This window comes from Mesorhizobium sp. L-8-3 (assembly GCF_016756615.1).
Classification (GTDB): domain Bacteria; phylum Pseudomonadota; class Alphaproteobacteria; order Rhizobiales; family Rhizobiaceae.
On sequence record NZ_AP023262.1, the window covers coordinates 3,909,322 to 3,932,233 of the forward strand.

Here is a 22,912-nt window from a genome sequence, read left to right on the forward strand (position 1 = left end):
TTGCGACGCAATAGAGCGTGAACTAGCTTCCGGGAGGGGAAGGCTGAGGCATCAGTTACCGAATCCAGGGAAACCGATGCTTGAACAGAGAGATAGAGCGGCGTCACCGGTGACCCCGGTGGCTGCGTCGCGATAGCTGCGGTCTGTCGATGCTGCGTGTCCTCTACCTTGTCCACGACCTTTCCGATCCGGCGGTGAACCGCAGGGTGAAGATGTTGCAGGCCGGCGGGGCGGACGTCACGCTGGCGGGCTTTCGCCGCGGGAAGCCGGTGACGTCAATCGAAGGGCTGGTGCCGATCGAACTGGGAGTTACCCGCGACGGCAGGTTCGGCCAGCGGCTGGGCGCGGTCGTCCGGGCCGCCACGGCAATAGGTTCTGCCCTCGGCGCCGTCGGACGGCCTGACGTCATCGTTGCGCGGAACCTCGAAATGCTGGCGCTCGCCAGGCGGGCGGTCTCCATCTTCGGTGGGGCTGTGCCTGTCGTCTACGAGTGCCTCGATATCCATCGTCTCTTGCTGCGGTCCGATGCGGTCGGTGTAGCAATGCGCGGTGCGGAGCGGTTTTTCAGCCGTGATGTCGCCATGCTGGTGACCAGTTCTCCGGCCTTCGTCGAGGAACATTTGAGCCGGGTCCTCGATCCAGGGGTTCCGATCGAACTCGTGGAAAACAAGGTGCTGGAACTCGCCGGCCCGGCCGGGACCGAAACGCCCCCCGCGCCGCGCCGCGCGGGCCCGCCCTGGAGGATCGGCTGGTTCGGCGCGCTGCGCTGCCGGCGGTCTCTCGAACTGCTGTCGGCCTTCTCGCGCTCCATGGGCGGTGAAGTGGAGGTGATACTGCGCGGCCGGCCCGCTTATGGCGAATTCGCCGATTTCGACGGCTATGTCGCGAGCGAGCCTTATTTCTCTTTCCTCGGCCCTTATCGGAACCCCGACGACCTGCCGGCCATCTATGGCGACGTGCATTTCGTCTGGGCGATCGACTTCTTCGAGGAGGGGCAGAATTCGAAGTGGCTGCTGCCCAACCGCCTCTATGAAGGCTGCCGTCACGGCGGCGTGCCGATCGCCATGCGCGGGACCGAAACCGGCAAGTTCCTCGAGGCGCGTGGGTGCGGCCTGCTCCTCTCTGAGGCGACGACCGATGCGCTCCGGGCCATGCTCGGGTCGATGGACGAGGTGGGCTACGCCACCCTGAAACAGCGTGTCACATCAATTGATCCGGCGACCTGGATCTGCGGTATCGACGATTGCCGCATGCTTGTAGGAAAGCTGCGCGCGCTGGCAGCCCTTCGCACCGATGGCGCCGCAATCGAGGCGGCGGCTTGATGAAAGACGGAAACGAGATGGGGACAGCGGAAGAGGACACGCCTGAAATCCTGATCGTGGTGCCGTGCCTCAACGAGGCGGCGCATATCGGCGGACTGCTCGGTCAGTTCACTCCTGCTACCGAAAGGATCGGCGCGAAGATCGTCGTGGCGGATGGCGGAAGCACGGACGGCACGCAGCGCATCGTCGAGGAAAAGGCGGCGCAGGACGCCCGCGTCGTTCTGCTCGCCAATCCGAAACGCATCCAGAGCGCGGCGGTGAACCTCGCCGTCGAACGGCATGGCGAGGGTTGCGACTATCTCATCCGCATCGATGCGCATGGCGCCTATCCCGACGACTATTGCGACCGTCTGGTCGAGGAGGCTGTCCGCACCGGCGCCGATTCGGTGGTGGTCGCCATGGCGACGAAGGGTTTCGGCTTCTTCCAGAGGGCGGTCGCGGCCGCGCAGAATTCGAGGCTCGGCAATGGCGGGTCGCCGCACCGGCACGGCGCATCCGATGGCGCATGGACCGATCACGGGCATCATGCCCTCATGCGGGTCGCCGCCTTCCGTTCGGTCGGCGGCTATGACGAGACCTTCACCCACAATGAGGATGCCGAACTCGACTATCGGCTGCGGCAGGCCGGGTTCCGGATCTGGCTGACCGGCAAGACAATCATGACCTATTACCCGCGCGCTTCGGTGTCGGGGCTGTTCCGGCAATATGTCGGTTATGGCCGGGGCAGGGCGCGCAACATGCTCAAGCACGGGATGGTCCCGAAGGTCAGGCAGATGTTGCCGCTGATGGTTTTTCCGGTCGTGGCGGGAACCTCGCTGGCCTTTCTGCATTGGTCGGCGATCGTGCCCGCGTCGCTCTGGGCGCTGATCTGTCTTGGCTATGGAGCGCTGATGGCGATCGCACAACGCAATCCCGATGGAATGCTGGCCGGCTTCTCGGCGATGGTCATGCATCTGGCGTGGTCGCTCGGTTTCTGGCAGCAACTGCTTTCCTCCCGCAAGCCGGAGCGGGCGGGTCGATGACGGCGTCCCGCAACAAACCTGCGGAGCTGCGGATCGACATCGGCGTCTGCACGTTCCGCAGGCCGGAGCTTGCCGATGCTTTGCGCTCGCTTGCTGCGCTCGAGGTCCGGCCGGACTGGCGGGTGCGGATCATCGTCGCCGACAACGACGTCACGCCGAGCGCACGCGAACTGGTCGCCAGGCTGGAACCGGAGATGCCGTTCCCGGTGCATTATGTGCATTGCCCTGAAGCCAACATCTCGATCGCCCGCAATGCCTGTCTCGACGCCGGAGCCGGCGACATGCTGGCCTTCATCGACGACGATGAGACAGCGTCGCCTCAATGGCTGGCCGAACTGGTCGCCATGGCGGCGACGAGCGGCGCGGACGCCGTGCTGGGGCCGGTCGAGGCGCGCTACCTCGCCGGCGCACCGCGCTGGATGCGCGAAGGGGACTTCCATTCGACGCTGCCGGTCTGGGTGCGCGGCGAGATCCGCACCGGCTATACATGCAACGTCCTGCTGCGGCGCTCGTCGCCGCGCGTCGCCGGTCGCCGTTTCAGCCTGGCGCGTGGGCGCTCCGGCGGCGAGGACACCGAGTATTTCACCCGGCTGCATTCGGCCGGCGGCAGGATCGCCTACGCGCCGGAAGCCTGGGTCCGCGAGATCGTGCCGCCCGGTCGGGCGCGGCTCTCGTGGCTGGCCCGGCGCCGTTTCAGGGCCGGCCAGACCCATGGCCATCTCCTCGCCGGACAGGGCCCCGCGGCCGCCGCCAGGAACATGGCGCTCGCCGGCGCCAAGGCAGGCTACTGCTTCCTGGCCGCCGCCTTGTCGGCCTTCTCGGCGGCTCGCCGCAACCGCTACGCGCTGCGCGGGATCATGCATGTCGGCGTCGTGGGCGGTCTCGCCGGTGTCCGGGAGCTTCAACAATATGGCGGAACTGCCCCCGAGCAAGGAGCGGGAATTGGAACCTGACGTCAGCTTCGTCATAGCGGCCTTCAATGCCAATCTCACGATCGATCGTGCCATCCGCAGCGCGCTCGCACAGGAAGGCGTGAGCGTCGAAGTGGTTGTGGTCGACGACTGTTCGACCGACTTCACCCGCGACGTCGTGAAGGGCATCGGGGACGAGCGCGTGCGCCTGCTGCCGCTGGCGGAAAACCGAGGGCCCGGCGGCGCGCGCAACGCCGGACTGGAGGCGGCGAAGGGGCGCTGGGTCGCGATCCTCGACGCCGACGATGCCGTCCTTCCGGACCGGATGGCTCGCATGATCGGACGCGCCGAAAAGACGGGCGCCTCGATCGCGGTCGACAATCTCGAAATCGCCCGGGCCGGCGAGCGCCGCCGTACGATGTTCGCTCCGGCAGCCCTGTCGCGGACACCCGAACTGTCGCTCGCCGCCTTCATCGACGGCAACATGGTGTTCAAGTCGACCTTCAACTACGGCTACGTGAAGCCGGCCTTCGAGCGCCGTTTCCTGGAGGAGAACGGACTGCGCTACGACGAGACGCTGCGCATCGGAGAGGACTACCTGCTGCTCGCGGCGGCACTTGCCAGCGGCAGATGCGTGATCGAGCCCAAGCCGGGCTACATCTATCATGTCACCGAGGGCTCCATCTCGCGGGTTCTGGAACTGCACCACGTCGAGGCCATGATCGCGGCCGATGCCGTCTTCGCCCGCGCGCACCGCCTGGAAGGGGCCGGCCTCGCGGCTTTCAGGCGGCGCGAGCGGAACCTGCGCGACGCTGCCGCATTCCTGTCGCTTGTACGGCATATCAAGGAGCGCTCGCCGCTCAAGGCGCTCGGCGCCGCTTTCCGCAACCCGGTGGCGGTCGGCCATCTTCGCATGCCCATCGCCAAGCGGCTCGGTCTCCACCGGCTGACCGAGCGGGCATTCTAGCACACGTCTTCCCGCCTCTTCGAAGGGGCGGGCGATCATCCCGAAGTATCAGTATCAGCATAAGGATCTTCTCGATGCGCAAAGTCAGAAAAGCGGTCATTCCGGTGGCAGGCCTGGGTACGCGGTTCCTGCCGGCGACCAAGGCCATGCCGAAAGAGATGTTGACCATCGTCGACCGGCCGGTCGTGCAATATGCCGTGGATGAGGCGCGCGAGGCCGGCATCGAGCACATCGTTTTCGTGACCGGGCGCAACAAGGCGATTATCGAGGACTATTTCGACGCGCAGCCCGAATTGCTCGAAACGCTGGCCATGTCGGGCAAGCACGAGCAGCGCGCGGCGCTCGACCGGCTGTTGCCCGCGCCCGGCGCGACCAGCTTCACGCGCCAGCAGGCGCCGCACGGCCTCGGCCATGCCGTGTGGTGCGCCCGCGACATTGTCGGCGACGAGCCCTTCGCGCTGCTGCTTCCCGATATGGTCTCCTACGGCAAGCGCGGCTGCCTGGCCGGCGCCATGGACCTCTATGACAGCGTCGGCGGAAACGTGATCGCGGTCGAGCAATGCGACCCGCTGGAGACGAACAAATACGGCATCGTCGGCAAAGGGCCGGCGGCCGGCACCGGCTTCAAGATCAATGCCATGGTGGAGAAGCCGGCGCCCTCCAGCGCTCCGTCGAACTACTATATCAACGGCCGCTACATCCTCCAGCCGGAGATCTTCGATCTGCTTGGCAAACAGGAACGTGGGGCCGGCAACGAGATCCAGCTCACCGATGCCATGGTGCGCCTCGCCGAGAGCCAGCCGTTCCATGCCCAGCCCTTCGATGGCAGGATGTTCGACTGTGGCTCCAAGGAAGGCTTCATCCAGGCAAATGTCGCCTTCGCGCTCGCCCGCGCCGACATCCGCGACAGCGTGCTCGATCCGATCCGCGAGCTTGTGTCCTATCACGACGTCAAGGTCGACGCGGCCTGAAGGGGAGTTCGTTCGCAGTTGCGAAGGCCTTCCGCGGCTGCGAACACATTATCTCCCACATCAGCTGTTCGAATGGCTGAAGGGCGGATCAAGTGGAAGGGGGTGCCGGCCGCATCCGGTGGATGCACGGCGCTCCAGAGCACCGGACGCCGGGCCGGTTCGGAACGGACGGGTGCTCAGGCAGACAGGTAGAGCGGCAGCGCGGGCGCGCTTCCGCCGCTCCGGGACGGGGCGAGGGCGACTGGCGAGTGCATGAACAAAGTCGATTATCTGTTGAATGAGAGCCTTGCGGCGGCGCCGGCTCGGGACGATGACAAGTTCATCGATCTGGAAAGGCTGCTGGCTGTCGCCATCCGTCAAGCCAGGGTGGTCGCGATCTGCGCGGGCATCGGCGTCATGCTGGGCATCATCTATCTGCAGACCACGCCGCCGATGTACACGGCCTCGGCACGCATCCTGCTCGACGAGGGTCTGAACAAGATCGTCGACGAGGTGTCGGCGACGCCGATCAACATGCAAACGGATGCCGCGATCCTCAGCCAGATCGAAATCCTGAAGTCGACCCGGCTGGCTCTGGTCGTCGTCGACAAGGAGAGGCTGACGGCAAACGAGCAGTTCATGTCGCCGCCGCCCTCGCTCGCCGGACGGATCGTCGGTACGATCCGCTCGTTGCTGGCCGTGTTCCGCCCGAGCGATCCGGTCGGGGAAGGCGGACAACCCAGCCAGCCTGCAACCGACGGCAAGCGCGACTACGCCGCGCAACTGCTGCAGCGCAATCTCTGGGTCGAGCGCGCCGGCCGCAGTTACGTCATCAATCTTTCCTACCGGTCCAACGATCCCGAACTGGCGCGGCGTATCACGCAGGCCTATGCCGATGCCTATCTTTCCGACCAGCTCGACGCGAACTTCGATGCAACGGAACGTACCACGCTGTGGCTGAAGGGCAGGCTCGACGAACTCGAGACCAACTCCAAGGCGGCGGCTTTGGCCGCCGAGCGCTTCAGGGCGGAGAACGGTCTCACCGCGACGCGCGGCGAGTTGATCTCGGAACAGCAGCTCTCCGACCTCAACGGGCAGCTTATCATCGCCCAGGCCGACACCGCTCGCGCTCTGGCGAAATACCAGCAATACCAGGCCATCACCGAAAGCGGGCCCGAGGAGGCGGTCGAGAACGCGGCGATCTCCTCCGACCAGCCCGGCGATTCGGTCATCGGCAAGCTGAAGACACGCTACCTCCAGGTGACGAAGCGCGAGCGCGAGATCACCGCGAATTTCGGCGCGGACCACCAGCAGGCCGTGGCGCTGCGAAGGGAGCAGCAGGACATCTCCCGGCAGATGTTCCGGGAACTGGAGCAGCTCGCCTCCAGCTTTCGCAACGACTATGAGGTTGCCCGTTCGCGAGAGATGTCGTTGCGCGAAAATGTCGATCAGCTCACCGGCAAGACCAGTTCGGCAAGCCAGTCGATGGTGCAGTTGCGGGAGCTCGAGCAGAAGGCGGCGGCGCTCAGCACGCTCTACCAGAACTTCCTGGCGCGCTATCAGGAGGCTGCGCAGCAGCAATCCTTCCCGATCACCAAGGTGCGGGTGATCTCGGAGCCCGGCTTCCCGCGGTCGCCGTCGAGCCCGCGAACATCGATCGTGCTGGCCCTGTCCATGGTCCTGGGGATCATGATGGGTGGCGTGTTCGGCGCGCTCAACGAGTTCAGGGAGCGCTTCTTCCGCCTGGGCGACGACGTCCGGAGCGAACTCGGCATCAAGTTCCTCGGTTATCTGCCTGTCCTCGGCGGCGGGCGGCGCGGCAAGGAGGCAGAAGAACAGGACGACGACGAGACGGTCGAAGACGACGGCCAGGGCAGGATCTTTACCGGGCGACGCCGCGCGGTGATCGATTCGCCGGCTTCGGCCTTCGCCGAGACGCTGCGCAGCGCCAAGATCGCCGGCGACGTCGTCCTCCAGGGCGCGGGCTGCAAGGTCATCGCCGTGGTGTCGGTGCTGCCCGGCGAGGGCAAGTCGACGGTGGCGGCGAATTTCGCGGGCCTGCTCGCGGCCAATGGATCAAGGACCCTGCTGGTCGACGGGGATCTGCGCAATCCGAGCTTGAGCCGCGGGCTGCCGAGCCTGCCGCAATACGGGCTGGTGGACGCCATCCTCGGCCGATACACTTGGCAGTCACTCCTGAAGATCGACCCCGACACCAAGCTGGCAATGATGCCGGCGGTGGTCCACAGCCAGTTCGCCCACACGAGCGAACTGTTGGCCTCGAAAGGCATGAAGGCCTTCATACAGAGCGCCCAGAGGATCTTCGACTATATTGTCGTGGACCTGCCGCCGCTTGGTCCGGTGGTCGATGCCAAGGCGTTCGAGCCGCTGGCGGACGGCTTCATCGTGGTGGCCGAATGGGGCGCCACGCCGCGCGCGCTGGTGCGCACGACGCTGCAGGCCGAGCCGCAGATCGGCGCCAAGACGCTTGGCCTGATCCTCAACAAGGCCGATTACCGGAAGCTCTCGAAATACGGCTCCTTCGGAAGTTCCGAACGCTTCCTCGACCGCTATTCGAGCTACTATCTCGACCAGCCCAAGCCGACGAAGGCGGCTTTCAAAAAGTTGTTGCAGGGCGCGGCCGTGGTCCTGCGCAAGCTCGGCTCGATGGGGCTGAGTGCCTTCAGGAAGAGAGCGGAACGCCACGGTTCCGATCTGCACGCATCGGACTGACCGGTCGCGGCCGTGAGAAGGCTGCCGTTGGCGGCTTCGTTCCAAGGGCGACACCTCATACCGGCATGTCCTATCCTTTTGGATGTAGTCCGGCCTATTCCTCGCCGTCGCGGAATTTCGATATCATGGTTCCCCTGAACGGCCTCGCTCGGAACGATCGGCCGTTTCGGGCCAGAGGAGCGGGAGACGGACCGATGGAGATACGCCCATTGGGGCTCGACGGAGTCCTCGAGATCGTACCGCGCAAATTCGGCGACCATCGCGGCTTCTTCTCGGAGACGTTTAGCGTGCGGTCGTTCGAGCAGGCGGTGACGGAAGCCTTCGTGCAGGACAACCACTCGCTCTCGGTAGCGCCGGGGACAGTCCGCGGCTTGCATTTCCAACTGCCGCCGCGCGCCCAGGCAAAGCTCGTCCGCGTCGTGCGCGGCGCGATCTTCGATGTTGCCGTCGACATAAGGCAAGGCTCGCCGAGCTTCGGCCGCTGGGTGGGGCTGACGGTATCATCGAGGGACTGGAACCAGATCTTCGTGCCGAAAGGCTTCGCCCACGGCTTCATGACGCTCGAGCCCGACACCGAGGTCATCTACAAGGTGACCGACTATTATTCGCCGGAGCACGACCGCTCCATCCGCTTCGACGATCCCGATATCGGCATCGACTGGCCGTTGCCCGTGTCCGACCTCCAGATCTCCGACAAGGACCGTAGCGCGCCGCGTCTGAGGGACGTCGATAACGGCTTCGTCTTTGTCGGCGAGGCGGCGTGACGGCGCGGGCGAAGGTGCTGGTCACCGGCAAGGCGGGGCAGATGGCGCTTGCGCTCGCTTGCCTCGAAGCGCCCGACCTCGAGATCGTGACCCTCGGACGGCCCGAACTCGACATCGCCGACCGCGCTTCCGTGGCGCGGGCCTTCGCCGCCGTCCGGCCCGTAATCGTCGTCAACACGGCTGCTTATACCGAGGTCGACAAGGCCGAGACGGATGTCGCCACCGCTTTCGCTGTCAATCGTGACGGCGCGGCGAATGTTGCAACCGCCGCGGCGGAGCAGGGCTGCCCTGTCATCCACTTCTCGACCGACTATGTTTTTCCCGGCGACAAGCCCGACCCCTATCGTGAGACCGACGAAACCGGCCCGGTCAGTGTCTATGGGCGTTCGAAACTGGCCGGTGAGCAGGCGGTGGCCGACGCGAATCCAGCCCATGTCATCCTGCGCACGGCCTGGGTCTACAGTCCCGATGGGCGGAACTTCCTGAAGACCATGCTGCGGCTGGCGCGGGAGCGCGACGAGATCGGTGTCGTCGGCGACCAGCACGGCACGCCGACCAGCGCTGCCTTCCTTGCGCGCGCCGTTGCCGCCGTCGTCAGACACGTCCTTGCCGATCCGGCCGGCGCGAGCTGGCGCGGCGTCTTCCATCTCGTGGCCGACGGCGCGACGGATTGGGCAGGTTTTGCCGAGGAGATATTCGCGCAATCGGCAAAACGCGGCGGCCCCTCGGCCCGTGTCCGGCGGATCACCACCGCCGACTACAAGACGGCGGCGGCGAGGCCGGCCAATTCCCGGCTGGACACCACGCGGCTGAGTGCGGTCTTCGGCATCAAGCCGCCACGCTGGCAGGACGATGTGGCCGCGTGTGTGGATGCCCTGTTGCGGCAGAACCCCTCATCCGACCGCGCCCTGGCGGGCGCGGCCACCTTCTCCCACAAGGGGAGAAGGGAACACCTCAGCAGCGTCTCGGCCAATCGCGAACGTTGACAGCTTGCAGAGCCGGCCAAGCCAGGCTCCAACCTTCTCCCCTTGTGGGAGAAGGTGGCCGCGCGAAGCGCGGTCGGATGAGGGGTAAACCCGCGCCGCACCCAAGCGCTGCGTCCGAGAAACGAAGCGCTCGCCCGCGTCACGCCAGGCAACCGGCCAGGATCGTCCTGGTGATGGTGTCAGCCGCCTCGGCGAAATCGGCCTTGGTCAGGCGCGACTTGTCGAGCACGGGAGCGGCGATCGCCTCGAAGTCGCCGTAGAACTGGGTCGCCGACCACAGAAGGATGAAGAAATGGCGCGGATCGATCGGCGCCATCTTGCCGCTGCGGATCCAGCCCTCCACGACCGCCGCGCGGTCGCGCGTGATCTCCTGCATGTGCTGCTTCTGCTTGCGGGTCAGGAACGTGCCGCCGCGCATCATCTCATTGGCGAAGAAGCGGGATTCGGCCGCGTGCTGGCGTGAATAATCGAGCTTTGCCGTCACATAGGCGGTGAGCGCCTCGCGCGGCTCGCTGTCGGACCGGATGTGCTCCAGCGCCTTGTCCCAGCCTTCGAGAACGCTCTCGATCAGCCTGGTGTAGATCTCCTCCTTGGTGGAGAAATAGTAGTAGACATTGGCCTTGGGCAGCTCCGAAGCCTCGGCGATCTCGGCGATGCGCGTGCCGTCGAAGCCCTTGCGGGAGAACAGCTCGACCGCCGCCTTCAGGATCTTCGCCTCGTTGCGCGCCCTGATGCGCTCCTCCGGGTTCTTCCTGCCTTTCGTCCCGGCGTCCGCGACCGCTGCCATTTCCGTTTCCGCTCCCCCGACCATCGTCCGGATCATGGCGCGCATGATGTCCCCGGGCGCCACGGTCGCATCCATAAAGCATGTCTCCCGAAAGTGCGTAGCGGTTTCGGGAAAAGGACATGCGTCAAATCAAGACCCTACTCCAGGCCCCGTTCCACGAGGCACGAACCGGCTATAGAAAAACTTGACGTTTTGGTCAAGAAAGTGATTTCAGGAAGTTGACACTTTGGTCAGGTTTTGCCTAACCTAAGGGCGTTGGAGGAGCGCGGGAGGAGAGCAATGCCGGTCAAGCTGGTCGATGCGATGCGGGAGACGCTGTCGGGATGGCAGGCGGATGTCCCGCCTGCCTGGCGGCCGATGCTGGCCGACGTCGCTCTCGGCTTCGACGCGATCGATCCGGCGCTCGAGATCGAGCCATGGGAGCCGATCTTCCCGGTCCGCCGCGACAGGACATTTCCCGGCGCCCCCAAGGGTGCGCACATGCTGCGGGCCTTCGATGGCATAGAGCCGCAGGCGGTGCGCTGCGTGATCCTCGGCCAGGACCCTTATCCGGCGCCGGATTTCTCGACCGGCCGCGCCTTCGAGGTCGGCAATGTCGCGGCCTGGCGGGAGCTCGACAAGATGTTCTCGAAGAGCGTGCGGGCCTTCACCCAGCAGATCTGCGCGGCCCGATCAGGCAATCCGGCCTATGCCCGTTCCTTCGATGACTGGCCGACGACGCTGGCGGATATCGAGAACGGGAAGATCGGGCTGGAAGCGCCTGATGAACTTGCCGACCGCTGGGTCTCGCAGGGTGTGCTGCTGCTCAACTCTTCGCTCACCCTGTCGCGCTTCAGGGTCGAGGTCGACCCGCACCAGGCGCGCGGACATCTGCCGCTATGGCGGCCGCTGATCCAGAGGGTGCTGACCCATCTGGCTGCCAGTGGACGCGCAATCGTCTTCATCGGCTTCGGCGACGCGGCGATCGACAACCTGAGGCTCGCCGGCGTTGCCGAGTCCACGGCGCCGATGGCCGCCGTGCTGCGCGAGCATCCCGCGCGCGCTGATGCCGTGCTGTCGCTGGAAAACCCGTTCCTCGTCTCGAACCGGCATCTGGAGGCGATGGGCGCCGAGCCCGTCGCGTGGTGAAGCAATGACGTCGGAAACCTACGACTTCATCGTCGTCGGCGCCGGCTCGGCGGGCTGCGTGCTCGCCAACCGGCTGTCGGCCGATCCGGCGAACAAGGTTCTGCTGCTGGAAGCGGGCGGCAAGGACAACAATCCGCTCTTCCGCCTGCCCATGCTGATGGGCAAGCTGTTCCAGTCAGGGATCTACAACTGGCATTATCACACCGAGCCCGAGCCGCATCTCAACGGTCGCTCGCTCTACTGGCCGCGCGGCAAGGCGCTCGGCGGATCGTCGACCATCAACGGCATGATCTATGTGCGCGGTAACCGCCACGACTACGACCGATGGGCTCAGCTCGGCCTGCCCGGCTGGTCCTATGACGAGGTGCTGCCGGCCTTCCGTCGATCCGAAGGGCACATCCAGCGCAAGGACGGCTATCACGGCTCCGAGGGCGAGCTGACCGTGTGCCGCGCCCGCAGCACCAACCCGCTGCACGACGTCTTTGCGCAGGCCGGCAGTGAGGCCGGTTATCGGCTGAACGACGACTTCAACGGCGAGGATCAGGAAGGCTTCGGCAAGTTCGATTTCACGATCAGGAAGGGCAAGCGCTGGTCGACGTCCTACGCCTTCCTGCGTCCGGTGCTCTCCCGCCCGAACCTGACTGTCGAGACAAGAGCGCTCACGCGTCGCATCCTGATCGAGAACGGGCGTGCCGTCGGCGTCGAGTTCCAGCAGGGTGGCGCGGTGCGATCCGTGCGGGCGACCCGGGAAGTCGTGGTGTGCGCCGGAACGGTGAACTCGCCGCAACTCTTGATGCTCTCGGGCATCGGTCCGGCCGACGAGCTCGCCGGCCATGGCATCTCCACGGTCGCCGACCTGCCCGGCGTCGGCAAGAATCTCCAGGACCATGTCGACTGCGTGATGGTCTACGAATGCACCAAGCCGGTCACGCTCTACAGCGATCTGAGGGCCGACCGGCTGATCTGGTCGATCATCGAGGGGACGCTGTTCGGGCGCGGCGTCGCAACCACGTTTCCTTATGAGGCCGGCGCCTTCTTGAAGTCCCGGGCCGATCTGGTGGCGCCTGATATCCAGGTGCATTTCATGCCGGCGCTGGAGAAGACGGCCAATCTTCATTTCCCCAATCCGTTCCGCAAGAAGGTGGCGGTGGAGGCCAATCACGGCTTCACGCTGCGCGTCGGTCCGGTCAATCCGGAAAGCCGGGGCGAGATCACCTTGCGCTCGGCCGACCCGTCCCAGGCGCCGAAGATCCAGGCCAATTATCTGGAGACCGAATTCGACCGCCGCACCATGATCGCGGGCATCCGCATGACGCGCGAGGTCATCGGGCAGAAAGCCTTCGATCCCTATCGCGGCAAGGAACTGGCGCCCGGGCCGGAACGTATGAGCGACGCGGAGCTCGTCGAGTGGTTGCGGGCCACCGCCATGACCACCTTCCATCCGGTCGGCACCTGCAAGATGGGCAACGACCCGATGGCCGTCGTCGACACACGGCTCAAGGTACGCGGGGTCGAAGGCCTCAGGGTCGCCGACGCCTCCATCATGCCGATCATCTCCAGCGGCAACACCAATGCGCCTGCCATCATGATCGGCGAGCGTGCCGCCGACTTCATCCTCGAAACCGCCTGAGAGGCTCTAATGATCGTCGAGCACCGCACCTATACGTTCCGCCCCGGCATGGTGCCGGCCTGGATGGCGAAATACGAGGCCGAGGGCCTACCCATCCAGAAGCGGCATCTGAACCGCTTCCTCGGACTCTACGTCTCCGAGATCGGCCGGCTGCACACCACCGTGCTGATGTGGGGCTATGACAGCCTCGCCGATCGCGAGGCGCGACGGTCGGCCATGTATGCCGATCCCGACTGGCAGAAATTCATCGGCGAGGTCTGGGCGCTCGGCGCGATCGAGAGCCAGGACGTGATGATCATGAATCCGGCGTCTTTTTCTCCGGGCGCCTGAGCACGACAGGGAATCGGAGGACGATCGGCGGCGCTCCGGCCGCGCGATCGAGCGATGAAACGGCCGGAAATGGGACCGGCGAGAACCAAGGGAACAAAGACATGACGACAGACCATCATCACGGCAGGAACCAGATTTCGATGGACCGCCGCGGCTTCCTGAAGTCGGCTGCCGGCGCGGCAGCGCTCGGGCTTGCTGTGAGCTCGCTCTCCTTCAAGTCCTTCGCGGCAGGGGGCCTTGTCGCGCTGGTCCATACCCAGGCAGCTGGCGACAACGGCCCGGTCGATTCCATGATCGGCAAGTTGAAGCAGCTTTCCGAGGAGCAGGGCTTCGAATACCGGGCCGTCTACGCGCAGGACCCCGCGACCTACGAGACCATCTTCCGCACGCTGGCCGACAACGGCGCGGCCGTCATCGTGTCGACCTTCAACGAGGTCGGCGAGGCATTCAAAGCGCTGGCCCCGTCCTATCCCGACACCAAATGGATCCAGCTGTTCGGCGATCCGATCGAGCCGGCCATCCCGAATGTCGTCACCGTCAGCTACGACTACTATCTCGGCTGCTACCTGTCGGGCATGTTCGCCGCCCATATGAGCAAATCGGGCAAGATCGGCTTCATCGGCGGCATCTCGATCCCACCGATCAATGCCGACTTCAACGCTGTGAAGGCCGGCGCCCAGTCGGTCCGTCCGGATGCGACTGTAACGGCCGCATTCGCCGGCTCTTTCCAGGACCCCGCCAAGGGCCAGGAGATCGCCACGCAGATGTTCAACGACGGCATCGACTATATCCAGACCGATTCCGCGGCGACCGACGGCGGCATCATAAACGCAGCCAACGAGAAGGAAGGCCGCATGGTCAGCGCGCTCGACGCCGCGCAATATCCGCTCGGACCCAAATCGGTGATCGGCATCGTCAGCCTCGATTTCGGCGTGTCGCTCTATAACGAGGTGAGCAAGGCGCTCGGTCCGGACTGGAAGGGCGGTAGCCACATCAAGACCGGGCTCGGTACCGGGGTGATCGATTTCGTGCTGTCGCCGCTCTACCAGGAGCAGGGCCCGGCGGAGCTGGTGGCGAAGGCCAAGGAGATCTGGCCGGCCATCGAGAAAGCCAGGGCCGGCATCCTCGACGGCTCGCTCGAGGTGCCGTTCAACACCACTCTGTGAGCGAAACCGGGGCGCGCCGTCCATGAACGAGGCCCATGCCCTCGAATGCCGCGACGTGACCGTGACCTATGGCGAGGTCACGGCGCTCTCCGGCGTCACGGTCGGTTTCGCCCGTGGCATGATCCATGCCGTCGTCGGCCAGAATGGCGCGGGCAAGACCACCTTCGCCCGCGTCGCGGCCGGCCTCGTCACCCCGGACACCGGCGCGGTGACGATCGACGGCCGCGCCGTTCGCACGGGCAGCGTCAAGGAGGCGAGGCAGGCCGGCGTCGAGCTCGTGCATCAGAGTTTCGCGCTGCCGCCTTCCTTCACCGTGGCCGAGGCGATGGAGTTCGGTTCGTCCGGCCATCATGGCCTGTTCGGCCGCGCGGCGTTGGAGCGGCGCTGGAAGGAGCATCTCGACAGCGTCGACGTGAAGGTCGAACCGCGGCGGCGGATCCGCGACCTGCCTGTCGAAACCCAGCAGGGTGTCGAGATCGCCCGGGCCCTGGTGACGGATGCGCGCGTCCTGATCCTCGACGAGCCGACCGCCGTGCTTTCGCCATCAGGCATCGAAACCTTGTTCGAACGGGTCCGACGCCTCAAGGCACGCGGCGTGACCGTCATCCTGATCCTCCACAAGATACGCGAGGTCCTCGCGGTGGCCGATACCGTCACCGTGCTCCGTGCGGGCCGGCTTGTGGAAGGGCCGATTCCATGCGCGGGAGTGGAGCCGTCCGGCCTCGCCGAGATGATCATCGGCAATGCGGCAGCCAGATCCCTGGCTCCGGCCGACCGCGAAGCCATGACCGGCGCCAAGCCGGTAACTGTGCATGCCGCCCATGCCAAGGCCACCGGCACTCCGGTGCTGGAACTCTCCGGCGTCTCGACCCATCCGGACAGCGAGGGACCCGCACTTCAGGACATCGCACTGTCCATCCGTCCGGGGGAGATCGTCGGTGTCGCGGGCGTCGAAGGCAATGGCCAGCGGACGTTGGTGCGCGCCATAGCGAGCCTTGCCGAACTGGCGTCCGGAAGTCTGGCGATCGGCGGGATGGATGTCACCGCGGCGTCGCTTTCGGCGCGCCGTGCGGCCGGTCTGCGTGTCATCCCCTTCGAGCGCAACACCGAGGGGCTCAGCCTGTCGAGCTCGCTGTGGGAGAACTGGTCGGCGCGGGAACTGATGTTGTCGCCACTGCTTGCGGCCATCAGCCCGGCTAAGCTGCGCAAGCGTTGCGATGCCGCCCTCAAGTCCTGGAGCGTGCGCTACGCCAATGTCGCGCAGAGGGCCGGCTCGCTCTCCGGCGGCAACGCGCAGAAGGTCATCCTTGCGCGCGAGATGGACGACGATGCCGTGCTGATCATTGCGGCGCAGCCGACCCGCGGCCTCGACATCGGCGCGACGGCCTTTGTCTGGCAGTCGCTACGCGAAGCCAGCGCGCGCGGTTGCGGCGTGCTGCTCATCTCGTCCGACCTCGATGAGCTTTTCGACATTTGCGACCGGGTGGTCGTCATGCTCTCGGGGCGTGTCGCCGGTTCCTTCGCGCCGCCCTATTCGATCGGCGCGGTCGGCGCCGCCATGACGGGAGTGGGGCGATGAACGACAAGCTCGGTATGGTGCTGCGCGCACTGTTCTTCATCGTCGTGGCGCTCGCCCTTTGCGGCGTCATCTTCACTTTCGCCGGCTATTCGGCACCGCTGATGTTCCAGTCGATCGCGGAGGGCGCGTTCCTGCGCTCCGGAGCCGTCGGGCAAAGCCTGCGCTGGGCGCTTCCGCTGTTCATCACCGCGGTCGGCGTGGCCATCTCGTTCCGCGCCGGCTACTTCAACATCGGCGCGCAGGGCCAGTTCTATGTCGGCGCGATCTTCGCTGCCTTTGCCGCCGAATGGCTGAACGGGGCCCCGGCCGTGATCGTCATTCCGGCCTGCTTTGTCGCTGGCATGGCTGGGGGCGCGTTGTGGGCGCTTTGGCCGGGACTTCTGCGCCTGCGCTCCGGCACCGACGAGGTGATCACCACGCTGATGGGCAACTTCCTGGCGGGTCTGCTGTTGGTGTATGTGACTGCTGGGCCGCTCAAGGATCCGTCGGGATCGGGCCAGCAGGCCTCGAGCCGACCGCTCGACGCGGCCTACCGCATCAGCACCTCGCTCGGGCTTTCTCCCACCATCATCGGCATCGCGCTGGTCGTGGGCATTGGCGCCTGGCTGCTCGTCAACCGTACCGCCTTCGGCGTTCTGACGAGCCTTGCCGGGCGCAACGCGACCATGGTGCAGTGGCAAGGCGCGAGATTGTGGAGCCTCGGCCTGTCGAGCTTCCTGATCAGCGGGGCGCTGGCGGGCCTGGCCGGCACGATCGAGCTGATGGGCCCCAATGGCCGGCTGGCCGGCGGCTTCCTGCCGGCGCACGGCTTCACCGCCATCCTCATCGCGCTGGTCGCCAACTTCTCGGTCATCGGCACCGCTTTCGTCGCCTTCTTCTTCGGCGGACTGGCCTCGGCCGCGCTCTATCTGCCGATCATGGCCGGGCTGCCGGCCGCGGCGATCGACATCATCAACGCCTCCATCGCGCTTTTCATCACCGCCAGGTCGCGTCTCGTCGACCGGCTTCTCGGCCTGGGGAGACGGTCGGCATGAACGAGGTCATCGTCGCCATCCTGCGTTCCGGCACGCCGCTGATCTATGTCACCATGGCGGGCGTGATCGCGCAGAGGGCAGGGGTCTGGCATCTCGGCCTCGAGGGGCTGATGATCACAGGCGCCTGCGCAACGATCGTCGGCATCATGCTGACCGGCTCGGTTCCGCTCGCTCTGCTGATCGCGATCATACTCTGCGTGCTCGGATCGATCCTGCTCTGGTTCGTCGTCGAGAAGCTGCGGGCGAACCCGATCATCGCGGGCCTCGGCCTCACCGGCCTCGGCATCGGCGGCACGGCGCTTGCCGTCCAGTCCATCTTCGGCAGCCAGGCCGCGGTGAACGCGCCGTTCGGCCTGCCGCGCCTCGGCCCGGCCTTCGGGCCTTACGGGGTGCTCTCGATCTTCGTGCTGCTCATGCCCTTCGTGGTCTTGGGCATGTGGGTGCTCCTGCGGCGCACGCGTTTCGGTCTGCAGCTCGCGGCTGCGGGTGAGCATCCGTTCGCCGCGCGCGGCGTCGGCGTCGATCCCGCGCGCATGCGTCTCGCCGCGCTCGCCATCGGCGGCGTGCTCTGCGCCATCGGCGGCGCCGAGCTTGCGGCGGGCAGCCTGCAGATCTTCGCCCAGAACATGACGGCCGGGCGCGGCTTCATGGCCTTTGCAGCGGTGATCTTCGGAGGCGCTCATCCGTTCGGAGCCGCTCTTGCGGCGCTGTTCTTCGCTGTTGTCGGGGCGATCGGCATCCGGGCGCAACTCGTCTTCGGCGATCGTGTTCCCCACGATCTCCTGCTCGCTCTGCCCTATCTCGCGACGGTCTTCGGCGTCTGGGTCTCGGGCAAGCTGCGGGGCGGAGCCAAAGCGGCCGCGGTCAATGCGGAACTGAGGGACTATTGACCATGTCGGAAAGACGCAAGCTGATCGTGCTGACCGATCCCGGGCAGGACCAGGCCGCCGCCATCCTGATGATGCTCGGCGCGCCCGAGGCTTTCGAGGTGCTGGGCTTGGTGGCGACGGCCGGCAACATCGACCTTGCCCACACGACCAGGAACTGCCTCAAGCTGCTCGAGCTCGCCGGTCGGTCCGACATCCCCGTCTTTGCCGGCTGCCCGCGCCCGATGCGGCGCGATCTTGTGATGGCCGAGCACGTGCATGGCCCGACCGGTCTCGACGGGCCGGACCTGCCCGAGCCGGCGATCGAGGCGTCGGAGAGGCACGGCGTCGATTTCATCATCGAGACACTGCGCGCCGCCGAACCCGGCGAGATCACCATCTGCTCGCTGTCGCCGCTGACGAACCTGGCCATGGCGCTGGTCCAGGCGCCGGACATTGCGGAGAGGATCGCCGCCATCTTCGCCATGGCGGGCGCCTATTTCGAGGTCGGCAACATCACCCCGACGGCAGAGTTCAATGTCTATGTCGACCCTGAAGCCGCCGATGTGGTGCTGCGGTCGGGCGTGCCGATCACCCTTCTGCCGCTCGACGTCACGCACCGGATGCGTTCGACGCCCGCGCGGCTCGCCGCGATGCGTGCGCTCGGCAACCGCTGCGGCATCGCCACGGCCGAGATGCTGGAGTTCTCCGAAGCCTTCGATCTCAGGAAATATGGCTGGGACGGCGCGCCGCTCCATGGCCCCTGTGTTCCCGCCTTCATGCTCCGTCCCGAGCTTTTCCATGGCCGGCAGGTCAGCGTCATGGTCGAGACGTCGAGCCCGCTGACATCAGGCATGACCGTCGCCGACTGGTGGGGCATCACCGATCGGCCGAGGAATGCCTTCTACATACGCGACGGCGACGACGAGGCCTATTACAGTCTGCTTCTCGAATGCCTTGGACGCCTGCCATGACCCAGATCCTGATCCGCAACGCAACGATCCTCACAATGGACGCCGCGAACGGCACCGTGCCCTTCGAGGGCGACGTCCTGGTCGAAGGCACGCTCATCAAGGCGATCGGGCGAGGGCTTGCCGCCGCCCCCGATGCGACGGTCATCGAGGGTGCGGGCAAGCTTGTCATGCCCGGGCTCGTCAACGCCCACACCCATTCGAGCGAGACCTTCTTCCGCGGGCGCTACGAGAAGATGCCGCTGGAAGTCTGGCTGCTCTATGCCTACCCGCTGCTGATGGGACCGGTGATCGAGCCTCGGCTGCTTTATCTGCGCTCCCTGCTGCTGGCGATGGAATCGCTGCGCAACGGCGTCACCATGCTGTCGGACTGCTTCTTCGATCCGCCAGCCCACGAACTCGATCGCCTCGGAACCGTGTTCCGGGCTTACGAGGACGCCGGCATCCGCGCCAATGTGTCGAGTGGCGTCATGAACATCCACACGCTCGATGCCTTGCCCTATGCCCGCGAGGTGATGCCGGCCGAGCTGCAGGCCAGGCTTGCCTTCGGCCCTCCGATTACCGCTTCGGCCTACATCGACTATTGCCTCGCGGCCATCGGGGCTTTCGATGGCCGGGCGGGACGGCTGAAATTCATGATCGCGCCATCGGCGCCGCAACGCTGCACGCCCGATCTGCTGACCGCCTGCTACGAACTGGCGAACGACAGGAACCTGCCGTTCCATACCCATGTGCTGGAGACCATCACCCAGGCGGTGACCGGGCCGGAGCTCTACGACAAGAGCCTTGTCCGCTATCTGGCCGACCTCGGTGTGCTGGGGCGCAATACGACGATCGCCCATTCCGTCTGGGTGGATGACGAGGACATGGCGCTGATGGGCGCCGCCGGCTGCTCGGTTGCCCACAACGCCATCGCCAACCAGAAGCTCGGCGCCGGTGTCGCCCCGGTTCGGCGGCTGATGGATGCCGGCGTGACGCTGGCGCTCGGAACCGACGGCGTGTCGTCCAACGACACCGCCCGCATCTTCGATGTCATGCGGGTCGCGGCACTTCTCCACAGCGCGGCCGGACCGAACTACGAGCAATGGCTGTCGGCGTCGGAGATCCTGCAGGCTGCGACGCTCGGCGGCGCGCGCAGCGCCTTGCTGGAGGAGGTGACCGGCTCGCTCGAACCTGACAAGGCCGCGGATCTCGTCATTCTCGATCTGGGCGCCTATCCCTTCACGCCGCTGAACGACATCGCCAAGCACCTCGTCTATTGTGAGAACGGTTCGTCGATCGAACTGGTGATGGTGAACGGCGAGATCGTCATGCGCGACGGCAGGCTGACCAAGGTCGACGAGGCCGCGATCCTCGCCGAGATCCGGGAGAGGGTGCCCGCGTATCTCGCGCAGCACGCCCGGATCGAGGAGCTGAACCAACCGTTCGAGCCCTATTTCGCCGAGATCCACAGGCGGGCCTCGCTGCGGCACTCCGGGCCATATCGCTATGCCGGCGATGCTCCGGCATGGCCCAGCAATCGCGGGGCTCGGTAAGACCTGCCCCGCGACTGGACAGATAGGTAGGCTTCCGAGGCTCATGGCTGGGCGGTCAGGTACGCCGCGGGGCCACAACGGCAATCGGCCTTTCAGGATGGCGCTCGCCCCGGCTGCGCTTGGCAACCGCCGGATGGGTCGATCGGAGAGGAGAGTCGGCGATCGCGTCTCACCTCCAAACGGGAAAGATCGGACCCGCGACCGACCTTTGCCGAAGGGTGCCCAGCGGGAGGCCGTGCCCCCCGGGCAGACCTATGTCGGCCCTGGGCAATGCTCGGGATGCTGCCGATAGCCGCCCTGTGGACATCGCTGCATGGCACAAATACCATCGCAAGAACCAGGCTCCTAAGGCATCGTCCAAATGGCCGATGAACGCGCCAAACGCCGCCTCGCCGCAATAGCCGTCGCCGACGTCGTCGGCTACTCGCGCCTCATGGAGAGCGACGAGGCGGGAACATTGGCGGCGCTGAAGGATCGGCGGAAAACCATCCTGGTGCCGGTGGTGCGAGTGCATGAGGGCCGCATTGTCAAGATCATGGGCGACGGAGTGCTGATGGAGTTCGCCAGCGCGGTGAACGCGGTTATGGCGGCACTGGAATTGCAGGAGAAAATGGCCGAGGCCAACAGGCTTTTGAGCGAGGATCGACGCATCTTTCTCCGCATCGGCATCAATCTTGGAGACATCATCGACGAAGGAGCCGACGTTTATGGCGACGGTGTAAACATCGCCGCACGGTTGGAGGCGCTGGCGGAGCCGGGAGGGATCTGCGTCTCGGCCAAGGTGCGCGATGAAACCTATGGGCGGCTCGCCCTTGCTTTCGAAGACATGGGCGAGCACTCGTTGAAAAACATCGCCAATCCAATACGTGTGTTCAGGATCGCCGATGGGGCGGGGGCGGCAACTGCTGGACTGTCCTTGTCGCTCCCCGACAAACCTTCGATTGCCGTCCTGCCGTTCACCAACATGAGCGGCGAGCCGGAACAGCAGTATTTCTCGGATGGCATCACCGAAGACATCATTACTGAATTGTCGCGCTTCCGTTCGTTGTTCGTCATTGCCCGGAACTCGTCGTTTCAATATCGCGACAAAGCCATCGACGTTCGCCGGATCGCGCGCGACCTCGGCGTGCGTTACGTCGTCGAGGGCAGTGTCCGCAAGATGGGGAGCCGGATTCGCATCACAGCCCAACTGATCGACGCCGTTCCAGGCAATCATCTGTGGAGCGAGCGTTTCGACCGCGGGATCGAGGAGCTCTTCGACGTTCAGGACGAACTCACACAGACCATCGTCGCCACAGTGACGGGCCGGCTGGAGGACGCCGAAATCAGGATGGCCTCGAACAAGCGGACCGACAGCTTGCTGGCATATGACTGCCTGCTGCGTGGCATCCGACATTTGCGTAGCTTCGGCGCGGACGACAACCGTTGTGCTCGCGAATTATTCGAGCAGGCCGTGGCCCTCGATCCGAGATATGCGCTGGCTCATGCCTACCTGGCCCTGTCGCTGTTGGTCGAGAACCACTATGGCAGCGCATCCGATGCCATCAAGCAACGTGCATTGGACATTGCCACGGCCGCGGTCCGCATGGATCCACGCGACAGCCGATGTCACACATTCCTCGGGCAGGTCTACCGATTTCGTGACGAGTACGACTTGGCGATTTCGCATCTCGAGCGCGGTGTGGAGCTCAACCCCAACGACGCCACCGGCATTGTCCATTTGGGCGGCGTTCTCGGCATCTCCGGCCGCGCCGAAGAAGGCATCGAACTGGCCCGCCGGGCCATCAGGCTCGATCCGTATGTGAACTTTGCTTGGGCCACCCTTGCCCTTTGTCTGTACTTTGTGAGGCGCTATGACGAAGCCTTGGCGGCGTATCGGAAACTCGGCCGCGATAAGACCGTTTGGCAGATGGCGCGCGAAGCCGCGTGCCTGGCCCAGCTTGGCCGTCTCGAGGAAGCTCGCGCACAGGCTGACGAAGTGCTCCGCCGCAAACCGGATTTCAGCGTGCAGGCGGAGATGCCGCACTACAAAGACCCGTTGGATGCCGAACATCTGCGCGAAGGCTTGCGGAAGGCGGGTCTTCCCGAATGAAATGAACATCCAGCGTGCGTCCCGACAACGGCTGTTTGTCGACGTCGCCTCGAACTCGCTCAAAGAGCGGGTCGAACGGAAAATCTCCATCCGCTGCGAATCCTGCAAACTGACCATGCGACGGTCGGGACCGTGTCAC

General features: G+C 65.5%; 19 protein-coding genes. 18 read left to right on the top strand and 1 reads right to left on the bottom strand.

All coding sequences use genetic code 11. The annotated features are described in order from the left end of the window. Positions 1–149 precede the first annotated feature (149 nt). From JN302_RS18265 to rfbD, 8 genes are all read left to right on the top strand, one after another. The gene (locus tag JN302_RS18265; protein ID WP_202333983.1) at positions 150–1,322 is read left to right on the top strand and encodes a glycosyltransferase; all 1,173 of its coding nucleotides are present in this window, start codon (positions 150–152) and stop codon (positions 1,320–1,322) included. Further along, positions 1,322–2,344 carry a glycosyltransferase family 2 protein gene (locus JN302_RS18270; protein ID WP_274609267.1) on the top strand — a complete coding sequence of 341 codons (1,023 nt, stop codon included), beginning with the start codon at positions 1,322–1,324 and terminating at the stop codon, positions 2,342–2,344. The genes JN302_RS18265 and JN302_RS18270 overlap by 1 nt, the downstream gene beginning before the upstream one ends. Further along, positions 2,341–3,297: a glycosyltransferase gene (locus JN302_RS18275; protein ID WP_202333984.1), complete on the top strand. Its 957-nt coding sequence runs from the start codon at positions 2,341–2,343 to the stop codon at positions 3,295–3,297. The genes JN302_RS18270 and JN302_RS18275 overlap by 4 nt, the downstream gene beginning before the upstream one ends. Beyond that, positions 3,287–4,222, top strand: coding sequence for a glycosyltransferase family 2 protein (locus JN302_RS18280; protein WP_244846445.1), 936 nt, complete (start codon positions 3,287–3,289; stop codon positions 4,220–4,222). Before JN302_RS18275 ends, JN302_RS18280 begins: the two co-directional genes overlap by 11 nt. Positions 4,223–4,296: 74 nt before the next feature. Continuing rightward, positions 4,297–5,193, top strand: coding sequence for a UTP--glucose-1-phosphate uridylyltransferase (locus JN302_RS18285; protein WP_202313980.1), 897 nt, complete (start codon positions 4,297–4,299; stop codon positions 5,191–5,193). Positions 5,194–5,445: 252 nt separating this feature from the next. Next, on the top strand, positions 5,446–7,905 hold the full coding sequence (locus tag JN302_RS18290; RefSeq protein ID WP_202313981.1) for a polysaccharide biosynthesis tyrosine autokinase: 2,460 nt from the start codon (positions 5,446–5,448) through the stop codon (positions 7,903–7,905). Positions 7,906–8,099: 194 nt separating this feature from the next. Continuing rightward, complete coding sequence (gene rfbC, locus JN302_RS18295) at positions 8,100–8,669, top strand: dTDP-4-dehydrorhamnose 3,5-epimerase (RefSeq protein ID WP_202333986.1); 570 nt, start codon at positions 8,100–8,102, stop codon at positions 8,667–8,669. Beyond that, positions 8,666–9,655, top strand: coding sequence for a dTDP-4-dehydrorhamnose reductase (rfbD, locus tag JN302_RS18300; protein ID WP_274609268.1), 990 nt, complete (start codon positions 8,666–8,668; stop codon positions 9,653–9,655). Before rfbC ends, rfbD begins: the two co-directional genes overlap by 4 nt. 139 nt (positions 9,656–9,794) lie before the next feature. Here the strand turns inward: rfbD and JN302_RS18305 are convergent, their stop codons facing one another. Beyond that, positions 9,795–10,517, bottom strand: a complete 723-nt coding sequence (locus JN302_RS18305) for a TetR/AcrR family transcriptional regulator (RefSeq protein WP_244846448.1) — start codon at positions 10,515–10,517, stop codon at positions 9,795–9,797. Positions 10,518–10,721: 204 nt separating this feature from the next. On the opposite strand from JN302_RS18305, the gene JN302_RS18310 reads away from it, so the two are divergent. The 10 genes from JN302_RS18310 to JN302_RS18355 all read left to right on the top strand — a co-directional run bounded on the left by JN302_RS18310 (position 10,722) and on the right by JN302_RS18355 (position 22,773). Continuing rightward, entirely contained in the window at positions 10,722–11,570 is an 849-nt protein-coding gene (locus JN302_RS18310) for a uracil-DNA glycosylase (RefSeq protein ID WP_244846451.1), read from the top strand. Positions 11,571–11,574: 4 nt separating this feature from the next. Continuing rightward, positions 11,575–13,200: a GMC family oxidoreductase gene (locus JN302_RS18315; RefSeq protein ID WP_202313984.1), complete on the top strand. Its 1,626-nt coding sequence runs from the start codon at positions 11,575–11,577 to the stop codon at positions 13,198–13,200. 9 nt (positions 13,201–13,209) lie between these two features. Then, a complete protein-coding gene (locus tag JN302_RS18320) occupies positions 13,210–13,530 on the top strand; it encodes an NIPSNAP family protein (RefSeq protein ID WP_202313985.1) in 321 nt (106 codons plus the stop codon). A 140-nt stretch (positions 13,531–13,670) separates the two neighbouring features. Beyond that, positions 13,671–14,696: a BMP family ABC transporter substrate-binding protein gene (locus JN302_RS18325; protein WP_202334332.1), complete on the top strand. Its 1,026-nt coding sequence runs from the start codon at positions 13,671–13,673 to the stop codon at positions 14,694–14,696. Between the two features lie 22 nt (positions 14,697–14,718). Next, positions 14,719–16,275, top strand: coding sequence for an ABC transporter ATP-binding protein (locus tag JN302_RS18330; RefSeq protein WP_202333987.1), 1,557 nt, complete (start codon positions 14,719–14,721; stop codon positions 16,273–16,275). After that, positions 16,272–17,309: an ABC transporter permease gene (locus tag JN302_RS18335; protein ID WP_202333988.1), complete on the top strand. Its 1,038-nt coding sequence runs from the start codon at positions 16,272–16,274 to the stop codon at positions 17,307–17,309. The genes JN302_RS18330 and JN302_RS18335 overlap by 4 nt, the downstream gene beginning before the upstream one ends. Next, on the top strand, positions 17,306–18,199 hold the full coding sequence (locus tag JN302_RS18340) for an ABC transporter permease (protein WP_202333989.1): 894 nt from the start codon (positions 17,306–17,308) through the stop codon (positions 18,197–18,199). The genes JN302_RS18335 and JN302_RS18340 overlap by 4 nt, the downstream gene beginning before the upstream one ends. A gap of 2 nt (positions 18,200–18,201) precedes the next feature. Then, positions 18,202–19,149, top strand: coding sequence for a nucleoside hydrolase (locus tag JN302_RS18345; protein ID WP_202333990.1), 948 nt, complete (start codon positions 18,202–18,204; stop codon positions 19,147–19,149). Beyond that, a complete protein-coding gene (locus JN302_RS18350) occupies positions 19,146–20,681 on the top strand; it encodes an amidohydrolase family protein (RefSeq protein WP_202333991.1) in 1,536 nt (511 codons plus the stop codon). The genes JN302_RS18345 and JN302_RS18350 overlap by 4 nt, the downstream gene beginning before the upstream one ends. 361 nt (positions 20,682–21,042) lie before the next feature. Then, on the top strand, positions 21,043–22,773 hold the full coding sequence (locus JN302_RS18355; RefSeq protein ID WP_202333992.1) for an adenylate/guanylate cyclase domain-containing protein: 1,731 nt from the start codon (positions 21,043–21,045) through the stop codon (positions 22,771–22,773). Positions 22,774–22,912: the final 139 nt, after the last annotated feature.